Source organism: Alkanindiges hydrocarboniclasticus, assembly GCF_001982605.1.
Classification (GTDB): domain Bacteria; phylum Pseudomonadota; class Gammaproteobacteria; order Pseudomonadales; family Moraxellaceae; genus Alkanindiges; species Alkanindiges hydrocarboniclasticus.
The window spans coordinates 102,361-123,004 of the sequence record NZ_MLCN01000023.1; the positions used below are offsets into that span (position 1 = coordinate 102,361).

Sequence of the window (20,644 nt, forward strand, 5' to 3'; positions counted from 1 at the left end):
AAAGCCAGTACCGTATTACGCTAAAAGCCAGCTCTAAACATTAAGGCGTAGCCCATGCTCAGGTTTGTTTTTCCCTGGGCTTGGCCTGCTGATTGTTACGCTTTTGCTGTTCAATCACACTCAGCTTGCCGTCACTTTCCATGAAAGCTTTTTTAACCTGTTCAATGTTTTCAATGCCTTGCTCACGTAACTGGCTTAACAGCTCAGCCTGTGTTACAAATTCCCGGCGCATATTGCGATGCAGCATTTTGCCATTACGGATCAGGATCAGTGGCTCTGCATCCATCAGCCGCTCAAACCAGCGAAAATGGTAGCTAAGCCAGTCTAAAAAGAAGTTCCAGAACATCAGGGTGGCTACCAGAATCAGGCCGTCGGGGACTGTTCTGTATTCTCCCGCCATCCCGTTTTGCGAGGCATCGGCCAGCAGAATCACCAGCAGCAAATCACCGGTTTCCATGCCACCAGCCTGTCGCTTTAAAATCAGCCGCATCAGGATAATCAGGGACAAGTACATGACTGTGCCACGGACAATAATTTCCAGCACTGGGGTGTCAAAGGAAAAAACGCTACTCCAGTCCATGTTGACTGCTCTATTTATTGTGATGGCATAAATTATGGATTAAGAACAGATTAAAAAATGAAGGCAATTGGTTGCTATCCGGTAACCCACACGGAACATCTGTATAAAAACTCCAATAGAAAAAGCCATGCTGCAACTGACCAGCACGGCTTTGGATAATACGTGCCTTACGACAATAAAATGCCTAAAGGATTAAAACAGGTTTTGGTCGTAAGTGGATGAAACGCGGTGAATACTTAAATCAGCACCGTTATATTCTTCTTCAGGGCTTAAGCGAATGCCTATGGTTGCCTTTAAAACGCCATACACCACAAAGCCGCCAAGCAATGCAATGCTGATTCCAAGGCCTGTGCCAATAAGCTGTGACATTAATGAAACACCGCCCAGTCCACCCAGCGACTGTAAGCCAAAAATCCCAACGGCCAAGCCGCCAAAAGCACCACAAACTCCATGCAGCGGCCAGACACCCAGCACATCATCAATACGCAGGCGGTTTTGGGTAAAGGTAAATAGCCAGACAAACAGGCCACCAGCCATCCCGCCAATAAATAGTGCGCCCAATGGATGTACCACATCGGAACCGGCACAAATGGCTACCAGACCGGCCAAGGGGCCATTGTGCAAAAAGCCGGGATCATTCTTGCCCAGCATATTGGCGACCAGTGTGCCACCAGCCATGGCCATAAGCGAATTAACCGCCACCAGACCGGAAATACCTTCAATTTTCTGGGCGCTCATGACATTAAAGCCAAACCAGCCGACAATCAAAATCCATGCACCCAGTGCTAGAAAAGGAATGGACGAAGGGGGGTGTGCCGAAATTTTACCACCATTGCCGTAACGACCCTGACGCGCACCCAGCAGAAGAATCGCGGGCAGGGCAATCCATCCACCCATGGCATGTACCACCACTGAGCCCGCAAAATCATGGAAATTGGCACCAAAAGTACGCAGTAGCCAGTCCTGAATGCCCAGATGACCATTCCACGCAATACCTTCAAAAAATGGATAAATCAGCGCCACAATCGTAAACGTGGCAATGGTTTGTGGACGGAACTTGGCACGTTCAGCAATACCGCCAGAAATAATGGCAGGAATGGCAGCAGCAAAGGTCAGCAGGAAGAAGAATTTGATCAGGTGATAGCCATGCTCGGCGGTCAGTGCCGTATCGGCATGCATAAAATGCGTCCCATAGGCCACATAATAACCAATAAAAAAGTAGGCAATGGTTGAAACTGCAAAGTCAGTAAGGATTTTGCTTAAGGCATTAACCTGATTTTTTGTCCTGACAGTGCCCACTTCCAGAAATGCGAATCCGGCATGCATCGCCAGCACCAAAATAGCACCCATAAGGAGAAATAAAACGTCATTGCTGGTCATAAATGAACCTGTTCCAAAACGGTTTTAAAAGGCGTTGCTTATTTATTACTGGCTAATGTATATCAATTGTAATGCCAAAATTTTTATAAGCTTTTATTATATTGATAATTAATAAATTTTTTTAAAAATTAAAAAATTTTGTTTAGACATAAATTTGAACTGCTTTGGTGCTGGTCTTGTATTGGTGCAAAAAATGGCCGGATTAGTGCAAAAAAATACCAAAATGGTGCGCGAGTAAATGGTCTATTCTGGATCAAAATTGATTCATTTTTGAGCATTGAAAACTAAAAACTGAATACTAGAAATAAAACTGGTTTTACACAACCTAATCTGACAGTCATCCTAAAAATGCAAATAAGCCTAATAAAGCAAATTGTGAATGTAGGTGCAGGACACGGAAATATCAATTAACCACAGCATTTTATAACCAAAAATAAGGCCTAATGGCTTTAAGGTTTATAGACGAGTTTGTAATCCAACTGAGATGCAACTTATTTGCAGTGCGACCTTAAGTTTATTAAGCACTTGATGACACTATATCAAGGGAGGAGATTTAACGATGTCTGTTAGCGCGTGGTTTTTTCAATCCTGGCAGGATTTGGGCCGGTCATTGTCGTTGGTATACTGGCTTATATTGCGCTGATTTTTCTGTTACGGGTGTCGGGTAAGCGAACCTTAACCAAAATGAATGCCTTTGATCTGGTGATTACTTTTGCATTAGGCTCGACACTGGCGACGATCCTGTTATCCAAGGATGTGACCCTGATTGAAGGGATTGTGGCCTTTACAGTGCTTATTTCCCTGCAATACATTCTTTCTTTTTGTTCAGTACGCTCGCAAAAATTCAGGTCTGTCATCAAAAGCCGCCCAACCTTATTGTTTTACCATGGGCAAACCATTGATCTGGCCATGAAGGAGCAGCGTATTTCAGCAGATGAAATTGGGGCCGCAGTACGGGCGCAAGGCATTGCCCACCTGCAGGAGGTTGAGGCAGTAATACTGGAAACTGATGGCAGCTTTAGCGTTATTTCAAAAACCGGAAAACTGGCCGACAGCATTAACCCAAATGTGCCCAACTATCCACCGAAGCAGATGTTTCCCCCTGAGTGAATATATCTTTTAAGGTAAAAATAAACTCATTTACTGGGGCACTGCACTGGGGCGCAGTTAAGCAGATTAATTTGATTTGCCATTGTGTTGGCAAAGTTATAGCTCTGCTTTATACCACTTGGCCGGCAGCTACCCCGGATGCCCATGCCCACTGGAAATTAAAGCCTCCCAAGTGCCCTGTCACATCCATTACTTCACCAATAAAATACAGGCCTTTTTGCTTTTTACTTTCCATGGTTTTGGAAGACAACTCGGTGGTATCTACACCGCCCAGTGTGACTTCTGCAGTGCGGTAGCCTTCGGTACCTGACGGTTTCTGCTCAAACTGGTGTAGTTGTCCGGCAATTTGTTGCAACACGGCATCCGGTAATTGCCCCAGCGCCGTGTCGCTATGCTGTGGCCAGACCAGTTGCTGAAGTTCCAGCACAATACTTTTGGCCATAATCTCACTAAGCACGGTGCGTAGCAGTGATTTGGGCTGCGCCTGTTTTTTGTCAATCAGCCACTGGCTAAGATTCAACGCTGGAAAAAAATTGATAGAAATAGGTGAGCCAACTTGCCAGTAATTGGACAGCTGTAAGCTACTGGGGCCACTTAAGCCACGATGGGTAAACAGCAGTGCTTCGGTAAATTCGGCTTCTGTATTGCTTAAGGTCACATCCAGTGCATTGCCAGACAGGCGCTCGGTGACGGCCTTAAACTGGTTGGAAAAGGTAAACGGCACCAGGCCAGCACGGGTAGGATAGACCTGATGACCAAACTGTTTGGCTAACTCATAGCCAAACCCTGAGCCGCCTAGTGTAGGAATAGACAAACCGCCACTGGCTACCACTAGCGATTCACACTGATAGCTGCCCAGATTGGTACTGAGGATAAATTGCCCATGATTACTGGTTTGTACGCTGTCAATTTCAGTGCTGGTTTGAATCGTCACTTGGCCAGTTTTCTCGCATTCGGCCAGCAGCATATTTAAAATATCCTTGGCGCTGTTCAAGCAAAACAACTGGCCGTGCTTGCGTTCTTCATACGCAATTTTATAGTCGCCGACCAGCCCCAGAAAATCCCACTGGGTATAGCGGCTTAAGGCAGAAATCACAAAATGCGGATTGTGCGACAGAAAATTTTCCGGCTCGACATACAGGTTGGTAAAATTACAGCGTCCACCACCAGACATCAGGATTTTTTTGCCGACCTTGTTGGCGCGCTCCAGCACCAGCACCCGGCGGCCCCGTTTGGCAGCCACAGCCGCACACATCAAGCCTGAAGCACCAGCACCAATTACAATCACATCAGTTTGTAGCACGGAAATTTTCACAGCAATATAAAAGCTGAATTATAAGCGAGAAGCAGTTGTTTAAACCGCAAAAATTTATCTTATCAGCGTTTACGGAGAAAGATTAAAACGTGTACTCAAATTACCCTGCAATCCACCAGTATGAATTACCAGAATCTGGCTATGGGCTGGAAAATAACCTTGCTGGATTAAATCAAAAATACCAAACAGCATTTTTCCGGTATAAACAGGTTCAATCTCAATACCGTTCTGCCCATAAAAATCCTGCACAAATTGTAAAAGCGCAGGCGTGGTTTTGGCATAACCGCCCCAGTGATAGCCCGGTATAAGCTCCCAGTTGGTTTTTTGCGTCCATTGCTGGATTTCTGCCTGCAAAAAATCTCCTTTAAGTGCCGGAAAGCCTAAAACCATTTGCTGATCCGTGCTGGATTCAATAAGGCCTGCAATGGTGCCTCCAGTTCCAACCGCGCAGCAGATATAATCAAATTGTTGCTTGTCCTGTGCAGTCAATATTTCAGTGCAGCCTTGCACCGCCAGCGCATTGGTTCCACCTTCTGGAATTAAGTAAAATTCGCCAAACTGATTTTGTAGCGCTTGAATAAAATTTGGCTCGGTTTTGCGGCGATAATCCGCACGGCTAATAAATACAAGCCGCATGCCCTGTTGCTGGGCGAGTCTAAGCGTTGGGTTGTCATTAATTTTACCAAGCAGTTCTTCACCGCGAATAATGCCAATGGTGTTAAAGCCAAATTCATGACCTGCCGCTGCCACCGCTGCAATATGGTTGGAATATGCCCCGCCAAACGTCAGCAAGGTACGTTGATTTAATTGTCGAGCTTTTATCAGGTTGTATTTAAGCTTGCGAAATTTGTTGCCAGAAATCTGTGAATGCAGTAAATCCTCACGTTTGATAAAAACGCTGATGTTGTTTGGAAACGGGATGTCTAGTTGTTCATTAACGCTATTGTTGGCATCAAATCGCATATCAACAACGTATAAAAAGGATAGGGATAGAAGTTTAAAATTAATTCGTCATATTCGCCACGATTGTTGGTTACAATAGCGGCTATTTTATGAGTACTGATGATCTATGCTGAACGTCTACCTGACAGACCTCCATAAACAAGTGACTGCCGACTTAGGCCGTGGTGCAAAAGATATTGCCTTGGTGATGGCATTAAAAAAGGTGTTTTTAAGTACTACTGATTTATTGGAACCTGTTATTCCAGAAAACCAGGATATTAATCAGATCTCCTGGCGCGCCACCCAAGCGGATTTGATCACCTTTGAGCGACTAGCCAAAAGCTGGCAAGCCTTGGAGCTTCGGTTACAGGCCTATTCGGTATTTAGCAGTGATGATGCCATGGCCATTATTGTGCAAGCCGCCCAGCACCAACGCCAAGCGCGTTATGTCGAACAGGGGCAAACTGCCAATCTGGTGGAGCTGGATATTTTGCTGTTGTTTGCTATTCATCAGCAGCTTGATCAATTGCTGAGTAAAGAGCCACCGTATGCGCAGCAATTTTTGCAAAACTGGCCTGAATTTAAGGATGCGGTGAAATCGTAACAGCGATTTTTTTGCTTAAAAACGCGACATGATAAAAATATTGATGTTTTGCAGGTTTAGGCTAATATCGCGCGGCTTGATGATTTTTTAAGTTTTAAAGTGGAAAAATAATGATGAAATTAATTGTTGGTAAATCAGGTTTTAGAAAGTTAGCAGCTAAGAGTTCGGCTATTGGTGCCAGTGGCTATGTGTTATCCGTTGCATTGTTGGCGCTAGGTAGCACCACTGCGCAGGCTGATTTTATTGGTTTGTATGCGGGTGTGGATGGCATGTATACCAAGGCAGAAGATAGCGCGGGGCAGTCGGATGACAAGTTTAATGCCGTGTACAATTTGGCTTTTGAACATCCTGTCCCGTTTGTGCCTAACATCAAGTTGCGTTATAGCGACTTTAGCAATACTGAAAGCTCTGGCAATGCGCTTTATACCATTGATCAATCAGTAGGTGTACAAACGCTGGATGCACTGGGCTATTACGAAATTCTGGATAATATCGTTAGCATTGATGCCGGTCTTGGGGTAAAGCGGGTGAACACCAAGGATGCGGTGCGGTTAACCGTCGGTAATGCAGGTGCTGTGGTTAAAAATAATTACGATGAAACCTTGCCTGCGTTATATGTGGCTGCGGGCGGCAAGTTGCCCTTTACCGGTTTTAGTGCCAAAGCCGAAGTAATGGCAGGCCAAAATAGTGATGCCGACTTTAGTGATATCAATGCCGAAGTGAAATATAACTTTATCCAGAATATTGCGCTGGATCTAGGCGTAAAGTTTGGCTACCGCGCCATGACTGTCAACTTTGATGATGATTCAAACAGTAGCTTTGACAAGATTGAAGCGAAAGGGCCTTATGTTGGTTTGGAAGCACATTTTTAATCTTTTAGTCGCCTAATATAAAAAGCCGATTACTTCTAAGAGTGATCGGCTTTTTTATTGATATTTTTAAATAAAGACTTCGGCAGGTACGCCAAATCTTTTTGATAGCGCCTTGATATGATTCAGGTTCAGCTTGCGTTTACCATTCAAAATTTCTGAAATAACCGATTGTCCAGCAACTTCTGGCAAATCAGACTGGGATAAAGCATGCTGTTGCATTAAAAACGCTAGTACCTCATGCGGTGCAGCGTCAGGAATAGGGTAATGCACCTCATCGTAGGCGGCAATGACATCACCAATCCGATCTATTAGGCCAGATAAAGGGTGATTTTCGTCATCACCTACCGTATCTAATAACTCATCCAAAGTGGCCGCGAGTGTTTCGTATTCGATTTTATTGGTGGGTGGCGTAAGCACGGGTGCAATAAACTGCCAGTGTTCAATCGCTTGTTTTACCATCGTGTTCATACTTAGCCCTCTTTCCATTTATTTTGATCATATTCCTTATAAGAGAGAATATGCCGAATGTATACACGCTTGCCCTGAAATTTCACCACAGCAATCAAGCGAATTTTATTACCGCTAATTTCTCTACTTTATTCAAACCAATTTATAAGTCGTATTCCTGCAATTGCTTCAAAATCCTTGGCATTGCGAGTAACCAGACTTAAACCCTGTGACATTGCAATAGCCGCAATCTGACCATCTGCAAATGGCAGAGTTTTACCACTTTTGTGTGCTTCAACTCTAATTTCTGCATGAATTTTTGCCGCTATCGTATCGTAGGGCAGTATAGGAAGAAGACTTACCACATCATGAAGAAAGAGGCCAATAGATTGCTTGCGTTTGCTGTCGGGCATTCTTAACCAGCCAAAGCGTAGCTCATGCCAGACTAGGCTTGGAATGGCTATTTCGTTTTTATAACTCTGGAATTGCTTTAAAACATTAGACTTAGGTTCAGCCTTAACCAGTTCTGAAATAATATTGGTGTCCAATAACAGGCTAACCTGACTTACCAAGAGAAATCCCGCCCTTCAGACTGATCGCGCTCAAGGATAAAATCTTCGTCAAAATTATTTAATTCATCTTTGAATTTTTCCCGCCAATCATTAAGGCTCTCCGCAATATCTGAAGGCTGACCTGTTAGTTTTTGATATTCTGGAACAGACATCAAAACAGCAGTAGTCTGGCCGCGTTGGGAAATAAAGACTTTTTCACCTTGCTTGCTCTGGTCGATGAGATCGGCAAGATGGGCACGTGCTTGGGTGAAAGGAATGGCGGTCATAAGAGTTCCCTCTTTTAAGTGTACATTTGGATTGTACGCTTAGATTGTGGTTTAAGCAAACTCATACAATCAACTCTTTTAAATATCTTTTAAAAGCACTTTTAAAGATTCTTTTAAGTGTGTTATCATTAGTTCGAAGATTGATAAATTGGATATAAACATGGGTTCAGAGCGGCTCATTAATGAATTAACAGATGCTTTTGATAGGCTGGATGAGATTGAGCGCGAGTTAGCTGAGCGTAGCCCTAAAGGACTTCGAGTAAAAAAAAGTAACGGTGAAGTCTCTTATTATAATGCGGATAAAATTTCCGTTGCCATATCAAAAGCTTTTCAAGCTGTTGAAGGGCAAGACTCAAATTATCTTGTTGCACCTTATATAGCTGTTCGATATATAAAATGTATTGCCTTACTTAAGAGTAAAGAGGTTAAAAGGAGCCAGCAATTTAATGTTGTATTACGGATTATATTTAGATTAAGGCTATTTGTTTTTAATTCCTTAACTATAGAACGTATTTTTCAGTTTCTTGAACCACGCTTATTTCATACTAGTTTTAGGACAGGACTTTAATCATGACCCAATTAATTCATGCACGAATGACTGCAAGCATTACTGAGTTGAAGAAAAGCCCAATGGATACAGTGTTAGCAGGTCAGGGTGAGCCGATAGCAATATTAAATCGTAATACGCCTGCATTTTACTGTGTGCCTGCTGATCTATATGAGCAAATGATTGAGCAGCTTGAAGATTTAGAATTAAACACAATTGCAGACGCTCGTGCGAATCAAAAACGCATTCGAGTGAACATTGATGACTTATAATTTAGAGTTTTTAGAAGAAGCAAAGAAAGAATGGGAAAAGTTAAATCCCACCATCAGGCAACAGTTAAAAAAGAAGCTGGGACAGATTCTTGAAAATCCAAGAATTTCTAAGAATCAGCTTTCTGGATCAACTAACCGATATAAAATTAAGTTACGTAGTATTGGTTATCGTTTGGTTTATGAGGTGATAGATCAGGAAGTAGTTGTTTTGGTGGTTGCAGTTGGTAGACGTGAGAATAATCAGGTCTATAAAGCTGCTGATAATCGGCAATAAACACAATGACCCTAGCTAAAAATTAAGCTAGAGCCATTTTTTATTACAACGCCGCTAACTGCTCTTTCTGCGCATTTAGTTTCTGCAATTGATCCGCCAAATCAGCCAACACCACTTTTTCTGCGTCTACCACATGGGCAGGCGCTTTAGCCAAAAAGCCTTGATTGGACAACTTGCCATTGAGTACATCAAACTGCTTTTGCAGCTTCTCAATTTTCTTAGTGAGGCGGCCAATTTCAGCTTGCGGATCAATCAAACCTTTCATCGGTACAAAAATGGAAACCTGACCCACTACACTACTGGACGACAGCGGCGGTTCCTGATCATTGGACAGGAATTCAATACTTTCCACTTTGGATAGCGCTTTGAACAGCGGCTCAATGCGGCCCAGTTGCTCACGCTCCTTATCGCTCACGTTTTTCAGCAATATAGGTAGCAAGCGCGCGTTACCCAAGCCCATTTCACCACGAATATTCCGCACCGCACCAATTAGACCCTGTAGCCAGGTCATATCGGCTTCGGCTTGCTCGTTGATTTTGGCTTGTTCGGCTTGTGGGAAGGGTGCCAGCATAATCGTAGCGTCATCGTGATCAACAGCTTTTTTACCAATCATCGGCGCAACGGTTTGCCAGATTTCTTCAGTCAAAAATGGCATCAGCGGATGCAGCAAACGCAAGCTGCTTTCCAGCGTAGCCAGCAACACACGACGCACTTCGGCCTTGCGCTCCTCACTTACCTCATCACTATTTAATACCGGCTTGGTCAGTTCCACATACCAGTCGCAATATTCATTCCACACAAAGTCGTACATGGTTTGTGCCACCATGTCCAGACGATAATCTGCAAAGGCTTTATGCACGGCCGCTTCGGCTTTTTGCAGGCGGCTGACAATCCATTGTTCCGGTAGTTCCCACAGGTCAGTGCGTGGCGCTTGGCCAACTGTTTTACCTTCCACATTCATTAATACAAAGCGGGTGGCGTTCCAGATCTTGTTGCAGAAGTTACGGTAGCCTTCCACACGTTTTAAGTCAAACTTGATGTCACGTCCGGTGTTGGCCAGCGCACAGAAGGTAAAACGCAGCGCATCGGTGCCATAGGCATTAATGCCATCCGGGAATTCCTTGCGGGTGGCTTTTTCAATCTTGGCGGCATCCTTGGGATTCATCAGGCCGGTGGTGCGCTTGGCAATCAGGGTTTCCAGATCAATACCATCCACAAGGTCTAGCGGATCAAGCACGTTGCCTTTGGACTTGGACATTTTCTGGCCTTCGCCATCACGCACCAGACCATGTACGTATACTGTTTTAAACGGCACTTGTGGTTTACCGTTTTCATCTTTGACAAAATGCAGCGTCATCATGATCATCCGGGCTACCCAGAAGAAAATAATGTCAAAACCAGTGACCAGCACATCGGTAGAATGGAACGTTTTTAAGAAATAATTTTCCGCATCCTTGGCGGCATCACCTGTCCAGTCCAGCGTTGAGAACGTCCACAGGGCAGAGGAGAACCAGGTATCCAGTACATCTTCATCCTGATTCAGGCTGATATCGCTACCCAGATTGTATTTCTGGCGCACCTCATCTTCACTGCGACCCACATAAACCGAACCATCCTGCGCGTACCATGCCGGAATGCGATGTCCCCACCATAACTGGCGGCTAATACACCAGTCCTGAATGTTGTTCATCCATGCCATATACATGTTGCTGTATTGCTCAGGCACAAACTTGATATCGCCATTTTTAACAGCTTCAATGGCAGGCTCGGCCAGCGGGGCAATTTTCACGTACCACTGGTCGGTCAGCAGCGGTTCAACAATCACACCGGAACGATCACCGCGCGGTGCTTTAAGGGTGTATAGCTCAATTTTTTCCAGCCAGCCCTCAGATTCGGCCTGTGCTACCAGCTTCTTACGTGCTGCAAAGCGTTCCACACCGGCATATTCGCTTGGTGCTGCAAGAGTTTGGGTAATTGGCTGGCCCGCTTTTTCAATCCACTCAAACTCAGCCTGAATTTCTGCATTCTTATTAAAGATATTAATTAAAGGCAGGTTATGGCGCTTGCCCAGCTCATAGTCGTTAAAGTCATGCGCCGGGGTAATTTTTACGCAGCCCGTGCCAAAGTCTTTTTCAACATAGTCATCGCCAACAATGGGCACCAGACGGCCAGTAATCGGCAGGCGGATATTTTGTCCAATCAGGTGCTTGTAGCGTTCGTCCTCTGGATGCACGGCAACCGCAGTATCACCCAGCAGGGTTTCAGGACGCGTGGTGGCTACCACCAGATAATTATCACCATTACTGGTGGCAGTGCTGTCATTTTCAAAGAAATATTTAAAGTGCCACAGCGAACCTTGTTCTTCGTTATTTTCAACTTCAAGGTCAGACAAGGCAGTGTGCAGTTTCGGGTCCCAGTTGACCAGACGCTTGCCACGGTAAATCAGCCCTTCCTCATGCAGGCGTACAAACACTTCTTTTACTGCATTGGACAAGCCTTCGTCCATGGTAAAGCGTTCACGTGACCAGTCTACCGAAGAACCCAGACGGCGGATTTGCTGAGTAATGGTGCCACCGGATTTTTCTTTCCATTCCCAGACTTTCTTAATAAAGTCTTCACGGCCTAAGTCATGACGGCTGATGTTTTGTGCCGCCAGTTGGCGCTCTACCACCATTTGCGTGGCAATCCCGGCATGGTCGGTTCCCGGTTGCCACAGTGTGTTGTCACCCAGCATGCGGTGATAGCGGATCATGGCATCCATAATGGCATTGTTAAAGCCATGACCCATGTGCAGGCTGCCAGTCACATTGGGCGGTGGAATCATGATGGTAAATGGCTTGGCACCACCTTGCGGCTTAAAATAGCCTTGTTTTTCCCAGACTTCATACCAGTGTGCTTCAATGGCAGCCGGATCATAGGTGGTAGAAATGTTTTGCTGGCTCTCTGTCTGATTGCCTGTAGCTGCGCTGTTATCTGCTGCGCTGTTGTCAACTGTAGTGGTCATCGACAAAAATCCGAAAATCGTTTGAAAAAAATTGCAACTATTGTAGCGGATTTTGTGCACTTTTTGCGATTAAACGTAGTGGAACCTGTTTAGTCATCGTATTGATCTTTACAAGGTATTGATCTTTTGTCATAACCATAGCCAGGTGATCGGGGAAATCTATCAATGAATACAGATAATCTGAGCGGTCAGGTCATTTGGATTACCGGTGCGTCCAGCGGCATTGGCGAGGCACTGGCCAGGCAGTTTGCAAAACTGGGTGCGCAGGTGGTGCTTAGTGCCCGGCATGAGGAAGAACTCAAGCGGGTGGCACGCCAGTTGACACATCCTGAGCAGCACATGATTTTGCCGCTGGATGTCACTGATTATGCGTCGCTGACCGCTGCGTATGGCGAAGTGATCCAGAAAAAAGGCCGACTGGACTGCCTGATTAATAATGCAGGGGTCAGCCAGCGTGCGCTGATCTGCGATACGCTGGATCATACCGATCGCCAGATTATGGAAATTGATTATTTTGCGCCGGTTGCCTTAACCCGTGTGGTACTGCCGAGCATGCTCAAACAAGGTGCAGGGCATGTGGTGTTTATTTCCAGCGTGGCGGGCTTGCTGGGAACCCAGTATCGGGCCAGTTATGCAGCGGCCAAGGGTGCCATTCATTTGTGGGCCAATAGCTTGCGCGCTGAACTGGCGGATCAGGGCTTGCGGGTGTCAGTGATTTTTCCCGGTTTTGTCAAAACCAATGTGTCTGTGGCTGCCTTAAAGGGCAATGGTGAACAGTTGGGTAGCATGGATGATGCACAAGCCAATGCCATGAGTAGTGATGAGTTTGCCGAGCAAGCGGTACAGGCGCTTTTGGCAGGCCGCGAATACATTGTGATTGGTGGTTTAAAGGAAAAAGTGGGCGTGTGGCTGTCACGGCTGTACCCACCACTCATGTATCGCATTATTCGGAAAAGCAAGGTGCGTTAAATAGTCTTCTGGAGAAATCCCTTTTGGTTTTGCAAGAAAGCTCATGAATTGACGTTAAGGATAGGTCAACTGCAATACGTTTAGTTTAGGGAATACAACACAACATTTAAAAAACAGGATGCACTTTATATGGAAACCCAGTACGCCGTTGCCTTACCGCTAAATGATGTAATCCGGCAGGAGCTGGAACAGTTGCATACCTCATCGGTTGCGCATGACAGTTCAATTGCTGAAAAGGCTGGCAAACTGATGAGTGAAGCGACTTGCCACATTATTGATTATATTTTTACCGACATGGTGCAGCAGTTTGCCAATGTCAAGGAAATGGCTGAGGAGAAAATTGCCAGTTTTAAGGAGTCACTCAGCCATATAGAAGAAATCAAAGGCATTATTCGCAAGTACTTTGGCTGGGCAGTCAGCTGGTTTGATGCCAAGCGCTTAAAGCCGGTGATTGCGCATTATCACCAACTGATTAATGAGTGCTCCATTAATAGTGCTGCCATTCCCTGTCTGATTTATGCCATACCCGACATGCTGGCGCAAAAAGCCCTTGATGCCTTGAATGATCTAAAAGACTTAAAAGCGGATAATGCATTGCACGCCATCGAATGCCTGATCGAAATTATTGATGTGGGCGTCACCAAGCTATTAAAAGAACCCAAGGAACTGCTGAAGTTTAACTTTATTGCCAATAAAACCCTGGATGGCGTCATGAACATGACCACGGCTTTATCCTATAAAAGCCTGCGCAAGCTGGGCAACGCCATGGACCCGGCATTGTTTCAAACTGCCTCAGGCCACTTGCAGCAGTTTATTATTCCGCATCCGCTTAGCTGGCATGAAGCTGTCGGTACAGGCCCGGCGTTACACCCGTCCATTTCTTGAAGGCGCGGTGAAAGGTACTGGTTTCACTAAAACCCACCTGTTGTGCCACATCTTCGAGGGATAGTTCCGGCTTGAGCAGCAAGTGAATGGCGGTATCCCGGCGCAGGTTATCCTTGACGCCCTGATAGCTTTTGCCTTCTGCAGCCAGCCTGCGACGCAGCGTTTGCGGTGACAGGTAAAGCATGGAAGCCACTTCATTCAAGGTGGGCATTTCTTCGCCGATATGACTTTTAAGCACTTCACGAATGCGTGAGGTGAGCGAACTGGCATTTTTAAATTTCACCAGTAACTGCGCAGGGGCACTCTTTAAAAATTCATGCAGGCTGGCTTCGGTTTGCCGGATGGGCAAGTCCAGATAATCGGCCGCAAAGGTAATTTCGGTACGGACGGCATCAAACTTGGTGACCGGTGAAAAAAACAGGGCATCGTATTCATCGGCATGCTTGGGCTGGGGATAGGCAAATTGTACCCGCTCCAGTGGTATACGGCGTTCGATCAGCCATGATGCCAAACCATGCCAGATCATCAGCATGCTTTCAGTAATAAAATGATCAGGGTCGCGATTGTGTGGAATATGCGTCACCATGCGGGCTTCGTGGGTATCGCGTTCAATACTCACCGCCCAGTCATCACCAAACAGGCGATAAAACTGAGCGCTTAAATCCAGCGCCTTGCCCAGTGTACCGGCATGAATAATCAGCTGGCACATAATGGAAAACGTGCCGAGCCTACGTGGCTGGCTATCAAATCCCAGGTGTTCATCTTGTGTCACCAGCCACAGGGTCTGGGCCAGACGGGTATACTGGTCTGGGGAAACACGGGCTTTGGGCTGGCCTAGCAATTCCGGCTCAATACCTGCCCGGGACAATAAAGCATTGACATCCAGACCCATCCGGCGAACGCCAGTCAGGGCTGCGTTGACAAAGTGAATGCTAATGGTGTCACGGTTCATCATCGACCTCTGGAATTCTAAAGCGCTTGAATGTAATACAAGTAAATGTCGTATAGACCTCAAGGCTGGGTGCACAGACCCAAGCTACAAGAGACTGGTATTACAGCTTTACCATAGCATATCTGGCTGATTAATTTGAGTTCATTTAGCGACAAAATACGAACTGACAAGTTTGTTCAGCCAAACTGGCAACTATCGTCATTGCTCACAGGTACTGCCACATTCTAGGCTGGCTCATGATTTAAACTGACTTTGGCCATCAATGTATTGGCCGCTTAACTGGAAATTCCATGACACAAGATACAACCCAACTTACTGTGCAAACTACTACATCTTCACGTTCAAATACACCGCTGGCTGGCCTTAAGGTACTGGATTTTTCAACCTTGCTGCCGGGGCCATTTGCCACATTGATGCTGGCTGACCTTGGTGCAGAAGTGATTCATGTAGAATCGCCCACCCGGGTTGATCTGGTGCGTGTGATGCCACCGTATGCCGATGGACAGGCCACTGCCCACGCGTATTTAAACCGCAATAAAAAATCACTGGCTGTTGACCTGAAAAATCCGGAAAACATTGAAAAAGTAAAAGGTCTGCTGGCTGAGTTTGATATTGTGGTTGAGCAGTTTCGTCCCGGCGTCATGCAGCGTTTGGGGTTAGGTTATGATGACTTAAAAGCCATTAATCCGCGCCTGATTTACTGTTCCATTACCGGCTATGGCCAAACGGGTTCTTATAAAGATCGCGCAGGTCATGACATTAACTATATGTCACTGGCAGGAGTTTCCGGGCACAGCGGACGGCAGGACAGTGGCCCGCCAGCCCTGGGTATTCAGGTGGCAGACGTTGCTGGCGGTTCATTGCATGCAGTGATCGGCGTGTTGGCAGCGGTGATTGAGCGCAACCAGAGCGGGCAGGGTCAGCACATCGATATTTCCATGACAGATTGTGTATTTACCTTAAACAATATGGCGGCTTCAGCGCAGATTGCAGGTGGCGAAGATCAGGCACCAGAAGCAGCTACCCTAAATGGCGGCAGTTATTACGATTACTTTAAAACTTCTGATAACCGCTATATGTCTGTGGGTAGTCTGGAACCACAATTTATGATGGGTTTGAGTGCTGCCTTAAACCTGCCCATTCTGGCGCAAAAAGGGGCTTCCATGTTTGATGATGACCGTCAGGCAGTGAAGCAGGCCGTTAGTGAAGCCATTGCAGCGCAGCCATTTGCACACTGGCAGCAGGTATTTGCAGCGCTGGATGTCTGTGTGGAACCTGTTTTAAGCTTAAAAGAAGCTGCGGATTCACAACTGGCTCAGGAGCGTGGCTGGGTAGTCGATGTGCCTTTAACGGCAACTCATTCGTCCAGCCAAAAGCAACTGGCTTGCCCCATCAAGTTTTCCCGCAGTGTGGCACGTTATGAATATGCGGGACAGCAACTGGGTGAAACTGGCTGGGCTGACTTATAAGCAGTTTTAATCATTTAATCTGCTTTAAGATGTTGTGGTTTTATAAAGGAAAATAATAAATTTGTTGGTGAATCCCTTGAGTTCCCCCTGCAAAAGGGGGATTTTATAGCTAACAAAACGACTTAAAAAAGCACAGTAACGTGGCGACACTCATAGACCAGCTGCAACTCATGGCACGCTATAATCAGTGGATGAATAAAACACAGTGGATGAATAAAACAATCTATGCAATTGCCAGTCAGTTAACTAAAGAAATCTTCAAGCTGGATTGCCAGCCATCCGGCAGGAACTCAGCATATATTGGTAATGCATCGCCTTGACAGGTGGCCAGCCTTAAGCCATGTGCTATTTGATCATTTTTAATCATCAAATCCATCATCGCGGGCAGGTTATCCCATTTACTGGCTATAAATTCAAATCTAGAGTTCAAAAATTAGCAAGCAAATTTAGGGACTTATGCCCAAAAATAGGCAGTGCGATATGTGAGCAAGATTGGAGCTTGGTTAATAAGTGTTAACTTTTGTAAGCCATGGCGTACAGCAATTGGGGTTGTGGCGACTATTTATAGTTAGGGAAATACGCGATGATGTGTTTAGCGAATCAAGGATGATATGGCACGGATTAGCCATAAGGATAGCGCGAACTGAAAGGTTGGCAACAATCGCAAGGCTCGAATGGATGTTTCGAGAACAGGATGTACAGCAGGATGCTAAAGAAATGCCCGACCATTCAGGATGAATATAGTCGGGCTTTTTTATGCCTGTCTGCTATGGATTCACAGGGCCAAGGGTTTATCAATAAAACCGTTATGAATTATGCAAAAAAAACGTTTTATTGATGAAGCAAACCTAGGTATGCTTCGCACCTAAACTTATACAATGAATCTAGCCGTACGCCATGTATTTATATACCGATCTTGACCAGCAACTGGTTAATGAGCGCGTTGCTCAATTCCGCGATCAAACCCAGCGTTATCTCGCCGGAACTTTGTCTGAAGACGAGTATCGTCCCTTACGCCTGCAAAATGGCCTGTATGTGCAGCGCTATGCACCCATGCTGCGTATTGCCGTGCCTTACGGTTTGCTAAATAGCAAGCAGTTACGCAAGATTGCGGACATTACCCGTCAGTATGACCGTGGCTATGCGCATATTTCCACCCGCCAGAACATTCAGCTGAACTGGCCTGCACTGGAAAATGTACCGGATATTCTGGCTGAACTGGCTACTGTACAGATGCATGCCATTCAAACCAGCGGCAACTGTATCCGCAATACCACCACCGACCAGTTTGCGGGTGTAGTGGCTGGCGAAATTGAAGACCCGCGGCCAACCTGTGAGCTGATTCGCCAGTGGAGTACCTTCCACCCGGAATTTGCCTTCCTGCCGCGCAAGTTCAAGATTGCCGTATCTGCGCTGGAAGAAACCGATCGTGCGGCCACTGCCTTGCATGATATTGGCGTGTATCTGGTTAAAAATGCTGCCGGTGAGCTGGGCTATAAAATTCTGGTGGGCGGCGGTCTGGGCCGTACCCCAATTATTGGCAGTGTGATCCGTGATTACCTGCCCCGTGAAGACCTGATTGCCTATCTGGAAGCTGTGCTGCGGGTGTATAACCTGCATGGCCGCCGTGATAATAAATACAAGGCGCGTATTAAGATTCTGGTTAAAGCCTTAACCCCGCAAGTATTTGCCCAAAAGGTAGAAGCCGAGTTTGCGCAGGTGCGCGAACAGCGCAAGGTTGATCCTGAGCTAATGGCCAGAATGGATGCAGTTTTTGCGCCACCGGCTTATGAAAGCTTGCAGGACATCGACTGGTCTGCACAATTTCAGGCAGAGCCTGCATTTGCCAACTGGTATCGCCATAATACCCATGCACATAAAGTAGCGGGTTATCGCATTGTGACCCTATCGCTCAAGCGTGTGGGCATTGCACCGGGTGACCTGACTGACAGCGAACTGGACATGGTGGCTGACCTGGCGGATCGCTACAGCTTTGGTGAAATCCGTAATACCCATGAACAAAATATGGTGCTGGCGGATGTGCCCCAAAAAGACCTGTATGATCTTTACCAGATTTTAAACCAGCACAACATGGCGCGTGCGCATATTGGTTTTGTGACTGATATCGTGTGCTGTCCCGGTGGCGATTTCTGCTCACTGGCCAATGCCAAGTCCATTCCTATTGCGGAAGCCATCAGCCGCCGCTTTGATGATCTGGACAGCGTGTATGCACTGGGCAAGATTGACCTGAATATTTCCGGCTGTATGAATGCCTGTGGCCACCACCATGTGGGACACATTGGGATTCTGGGCGTGGACAAAAAGGGTGCCGAGTTTTATCAGGTGACTCTGGGCGGTAATAGCGACCATGATGCCAGCATTGGCGATATTCTTGGGCCATCCTTTGCGGCTGAAGACATGGCCGATATCGTGGAAGAAGTCCTGAATACCTATCTGGATTTACGCGTGGATGAAGAGCGTTTCCTTGATACCTATCGCCGCGTTGGCATTACACCATTCAAGGAGCGCGTCTATGCCTAATACCGTATTGTTTAAAGATGGCAGCATCTGCGAAGATGAATACCAGATGATTGCTGAAGATGGAACAATGCCTGCGGGCAATGTATTGCTTCGTGCAACTGAACTGGATCGTCTGGCTGAAGTGCAGGGCAAGAAAGGCCTGTTAATTACCGTGGCAAGCTCGCCGGAAGATAATTCATTTCCAGTCAATCAGCTTGACCTGATTGCCATTGAGTTTGCCGGTTTTAATGATGGCCGTGGTTATTCGTTTGCGGCATTGCTGCGTCGTCAGGGCTTTGTGGGCGAGTTGCGTGCGGTAGGCGATGTATTCAAGGATACCTTGAACTACATGAAACGCGTTAGCTTTGACTCCTTCATTTTAAAGGAAGGCAAGGACGTTAACGAAGCCGCTGCGGGTCTGAATGACTTTACCGTGCCATATCAGGCATCGGTTGCGGTGCAAAAAGCCAGCTACCAGACCGGCCAGTAGTTCGCCAAAATCATCTGGCACGGATGTGTGCTGGATCAAAAGCCCTTGTCCAAACCCGTGCAGGGGCTTTTTTTATACAAACTTTTTTGAGGTAAACGTAGTATATTCAGTTTGTTGATTACCAGTTTAAGGGAGTAATGGATTCACGATGCTAATACTGATTTCACCAGCCAAGACCCTGGATTATGACAGCCCACTGGCAACGACCGAACATACCCAGCCGCAGCTATTGGACAAAAGTCAGGAACTGGTAGATGTGTGCCGCGAACTCACCACGCAGGACTTATCCGACCTGATGGCCATTAGCCCCAAGCTTGCCGAACTCAACAAGCAGCGTTTTTGCAACTGGGAACCTATTTTTAATCTGGAAAATGCGCGACAGGCCATTTTAGCCTTTAAGGGTGATGTGTATGCCGGTTTGCAGGCGCAGGATTTTACCGAAAAGGATTTTGAGTTTGCCCAGCGCCACTTACGCATGCTATCCGGTTTATATGGCCTGTTGCGTCCACTCGATTTGATGCAGCCCTATCGGCTGGAAATGGGCACGCGGCTGAATAACCCGGCAGGCAAGGATTTATATGGCTTCTGGGGCGAAACCATTACCGATCACGTCAATCAGGCCTTGCAGGCGCAGGGTGATGATATTGTGATTAATCTGGCTTCCGATGAATACTTTAAGGCCATCAAGGTTAAGCATTTGCAGGGTCGCCTGATCAAGCCGGTATTTCTGGATGAAAAGAACGGACAGTACAAAGTCATTAGCTTCTATGCCAAAAAAGCCCGTGGACTGATGAGCCGCTTTATTATCAAACACCAGTTAACAGAGGTAGCACAGCTAAAAGATTTTAACCTTGAAGGCTATGCTTATTCTGCCGAGCATTCTACTGACGATGAACTGGTCTTTATGCGTGCCCAGCAGGATGCTGTATCAGTCACTTGAACAGGCTGAGAGTTTCACTGGTTTAAGTGATTTATAAAAAAGGCAGCAGCTTGCTGTCTTTTTTATTAGAGGTGTTTTATCACTACTTATATTGCCTTCGACCCTTTTGACAAATTGCTGGCATGGGCGGGTTGAACTACAAACTCAGGAATCGGGTCGAACCAGAATTGGTAAGCTTACTCAATATTAAAACCATATTTTTATAAAGAACGCTATAAATAGGGTTTGCTATAG

Annotated in this window: 22 protein-coding genes and 1 pseudogene; 13 read left to right on the forward strand and 10 right to left on the reverse strand. The window is 46.2% G+C overall.

Features of this window, described 5'->3' with window-relative positions; translation table 11 throughout:
• Positions 1 to 58: 58 nt before the first annotated feature.
• Both BKE30_RS09365 and BKE30_RS09370 read right to left on the reverse strand, forming a co-directional pair.
• Positions 59 to 580 (reverse strand): DUF421 domain-containing protein, encoded by a 522-nt coding sequence (locus BKE30_RS09365; protein WP_076878329.1) that lies wholly within the window; start codon positions 578 to 580, stop codon positions 59 to 61.
• Between the two features lie 192 nt (positions 581 to 772).
• Entirely contained in the window at positions 773 to 1,960 is a 1,188-nt protein-coding gene (locus BKE30_RS09370; RefSeq protein WP_076878330.1) for an ammonium transporter, read from the reverse strand.
• Positions 1,961 to 2,533: 573 nt separating this feature from the next.
• Here BKE30_RS09370 and BKE30_RS09375 point away from each other — a divergent pair.
• On the forward strand, positions 2,534 to 3,070 hold the full coding sequence (locus BKE30_RS09375) for a DUF421 domain-containing protein (protein WP_076878331.1): 537 nt from the start codon (positions 2,534 to 2,536) through the stop codon (positions 3,068 to 3,070).
• Positions 3,071 to 3,179: 109 nt separating this feature from the next.
• Here the strand turns inward: BKE30_RS09375 and BKE30_RS09380 are convergent, their stop codons facing one another.
• A complete protein-coding gene (locus BKE30_RS09380; protein WP_406564680.1) occupies positions 3,180 to 4,325 on the reverse strand; it encodes a BaiN/RdsA family NAD(P)/FAD-dependent oxidoreductase in 1,146 nt (381 codons plus the stop codon).
• A 129-nt stretch (positions 4,326 to 4,454) separates the two neighbouring features.
• Positions 4,455 to 5,348 (reverse strand): 1-aminocyclopropane-1-carboxylate deaminase/D-cysteine desulfhydrase, encoded by an 894-nt coding sequence (locus BKE30_RS09385; RefSeq protein ID WP_076878332.1) that lies wholly within the window; start codon positions 5,346 to 5,348, stop codon positions 4,455 to 4,457.
• Between the two features lie 106 nt (positions 5,349 to 5,454).
• Here BKE30_RS09385 and BKE30_RS09390 point away from each other — a divergent pair, with 106 nt between their 5' ends.
• Together BKE30_RS09390 and BKE30_RS09395 are read left to right on the forward strand one after the other, a co-directional pair.
• Positions 5,455 to 5,931 carry a hypothetical protein gene (locus BKE30_RS09390; protein WP_076878333.1) on the forward strand — a complete coding sequence of 159 codons (477 nt, stop codon included), beginning with the start codon at positions 5,455 to 5,457 and terminating at the stop codon, positions 5,929 to 5,931.
• A gap of 110 nt (positions 5,932 to 6,041) precedes the next feature.
• A complete protein-coding gene (locus tag BKE30_RS09395) occupies positions 6,042 to 6,803 on the forward strand; it encodes a TIGR04219 family outer membrane beta-barrel protein (RefSeq protein WP_083698524.1) in 762 nt (253 codons plus the stop codon).
• Between the two features lie 66 nt (positions 6,804 to 6,869).
• Here the strand turns inward: BKE30_RS09395 and BKE30_RS09400 are convergent, their stop codons facing one another.
• From BKE30_RS09400 to BKE30_RS09415, 4 genes and pseudogenes are all read right to left on the reverse strand, one after another.
• A complete protein-coding gene (locus BKE30_RS09400) occupies positions 6,870 to 7,271 on the reverse strand; it encodes a helix-turn-helix domain-containing protein (protein ID WP_076878334.1) in 402 nt (133 codons plus the stop codon).
• A gap of 2 nt (positions 7,272 to 7,273) precedes the next feature.
• Positions 7,274 to 7,393, reverse strand: a pseudogene (locus BKE30_RS09405) (type II toxin-antitoxin system HigB family toxin); the annotation flags it as partial.
• A gap of 6 nt (positions 7,394 to 7,399) precedes the next feature.
• A complete protein-coding gene (locus tag BKE30_RS09410; RefSeq protein ID WP_076878335.1) occupies positions 7,400 to 7,822 on the reverse strand; it encodes a type II toxin-antitoxin system VapC family toxin in 423 nt (140 codons plus the stop codon).
• Positions 7,816 to 8,088, reverse strand: a complete 273-nt coding sequence (locus BKE30_RS09415; RefSeq protein WP_076878336.1) for a type II toxin-antitoxin system Phd/YefM family antitoxin — start codon at positions 8,086 to 8,088, stop codon at positions 7,816 to 7,818. The genes BKE30_RS09410 and BKE30_RS09415 overlap by 7 nt, the downstream gene beginning before the upstream one ends.
• 160 nt (positions 8,089 to 8,248) lie before the next feature.
• Between BKE30_RS09415 and BKE30_RS09420 the strand changes: the two genes are divergently transcribed.
• The 3 genes from BKE30_RS09420 to BKE30_RS09430 are packed head-to-tail and all read left to right on the forward strand — an operon-like array spanning position 8,249 to position 9,181.
• Complete coding sequence (locus BKE30_RS09420) at positions 8,249 to 8,656, forward strand: hypothetical protein (RefSeq protein WP_076878337.1); 408 nt, start codon at positions 8,249 to 8,251, stop codon at positions 8,654 to 8,656.
• A 2-nt stretch (positions 8,657 to 8,658) separates the two neighbouring features.
• Positions 8,659 to 8,907, forward strand: coding sequence for a type II toxin-antitoxin system Phd/YefM family antitoxin (locus BKE30_RS09425; RefSeq protein ID WP_076878338.1), 249 nt, complete (start codon positions 8,659 to 8,661; stop codon positions 8,905 to 8,907).
• Positions 8,897 to 9,181 (forward strand): type II toxin-antitoxin system RelE family toxin, encoded by a 285-nt coding sequence (locus BKE30_RS09430; RefSeq protein WP_076878339.1) that lies wholly within the window; start codon positions 8,897 to 8,899, stop codon positions 9,179 to 9,181. Before BKE30_RS09425 ends, BKE30_RS09430 begins: the two co-directional genes overlap by 11 nt.
• 43 nt (positions 9,182 to 9,224) lie before the next feature.
• Here BKE30_RS09430 and BKE30_RS09435 read toward each other — a convergent pair whose 3' ends face one another.
• Positions 9,225 to 12,185, reverse strand: coding sequence for a valine--tRNA ligase (locus BKE30_RS09435; RefSeq protein WP_076878340.1), 2,961 nt, complete (start codon positions 12,183 to 12,185; stop codon positions 9,225 to 9,227).
• A gap of 165 nt (positions 12,186 to 12,350) precedes the next feature.
• On the opposite strand from BKE30_RS09435, the gene BKE30_RS09440 reads away from it, so the two are divergent.
• Positions 12,351 to 13,154: an SDR family oxidoreductase gene (locus tag BKE30_RS09440; RefSeq protein WP_076878341.1), complete on the forward strand. Its 804-nt coding sequence runs from the start codon at positions 12,351 to 12,353 to the stop codon at positions 13,152 to 13,154.
• Between the two features lie 129 nt (positions 13,155 to 13,283).
• Entirely contained in the window at positions 13,284 to 14,039 is a 756-nt protein-coding gene (locus tag BKE30_RS09445) for a hypothetical protein (protein WP_076878342.1), read from the forward strand.
• Here the strand turns inward: BKE30_RS09445 and BKE30_RS09450 are convergent.
• Entirely contained in the window at positions 13,984 to 14,991 is a 1,008-nt protein-coding gene (locus tag BKE30_RS09450) for an AraC family transcriptional regulator (protein WP_076878343.1), read from the reverse strand. The two genes, BKE30_RS09445 and BKE30_RS09450, sit on opposite strands and share 56 nt — an antisense overlap.
• 290 nt (positions 14,992 to 15,281) lie before the next feature.
• On the opposite strand from BKE30_RS09450, the gene BKE30_RS09455 reads away from it, so the two are divergent.
• The 5 genes from BKE30_RS09455 to yaaA all read left to right on the forward strand — a co-directional run bounded on the left by BKE30_RS09455 (position 15,282) and on the right by yaaA (position 20,410).
• Complete coding sequence (locus BKE30_RS09455; RefSeq protein ID WP_076878344.1) at positions 15,282 to 16,460, forward strand: CaiB/BaiF CoA transferase family protein; 1,179 nt, start codon at positions 15,282 to 15,284, stop codon at positions 16,458 to 16,460.
• Positions 16,461 to 16,600: 140 nt separating this feature from the next.
• Positions 16,601 to 16,780 (forward strand): hypothetical protein, encoded by a 180-nt coding sequence (locus tag BKE30_RS15855; RefSeq protein WP_143253696.1) that lies wholly within the window; start codon positions 16,601 to 16,603, stop codon positions 16,778 to 16,780.
• A gap of 577 nt (positions 16,781 to 17,357) precedes the next feature.
• Entirely contained in the window at positions 17,358 to 19,001 is a 1,644-nt protein-coding gene (locus BKE30_RS09460; RefSeq protein WP_076878345.1) for a nitrite/sulfite reductase, read from the forward strand.
• Positions 18,994 to 19,470 carry a DUF934 domain-containing protein gene (locus tag BKE30_RS09465; RefSeq protein ID WP_076878346.1) on the forward strand — a complete coding sequence of 159 codons (477 nt, stop codon included), beginning with the start codon at positions 18,994 to 18,996 and terminating at the stop codon, positions 19,468 to 19,470. Before BKE30_RS09460 ends, BKE30_RS09465 begins: the two co-directional genes overlap by 8 nt.
• Positions 19,471 to 19,618: 148 nt before the next feature.
• Positions 19,619 to 20,410, forward strand: coding sequence for a peroxide stress protein YaaA (gene yaaA / locus BKE30_RS09470; protein WP_076878347.1), 792 nt, complete (start codon positions 19,619 to 19,621; stop codon positions 20,408 to 20,410).
• Positions 20,411 to 20,644: the final 234 nt, after the last annotated feature.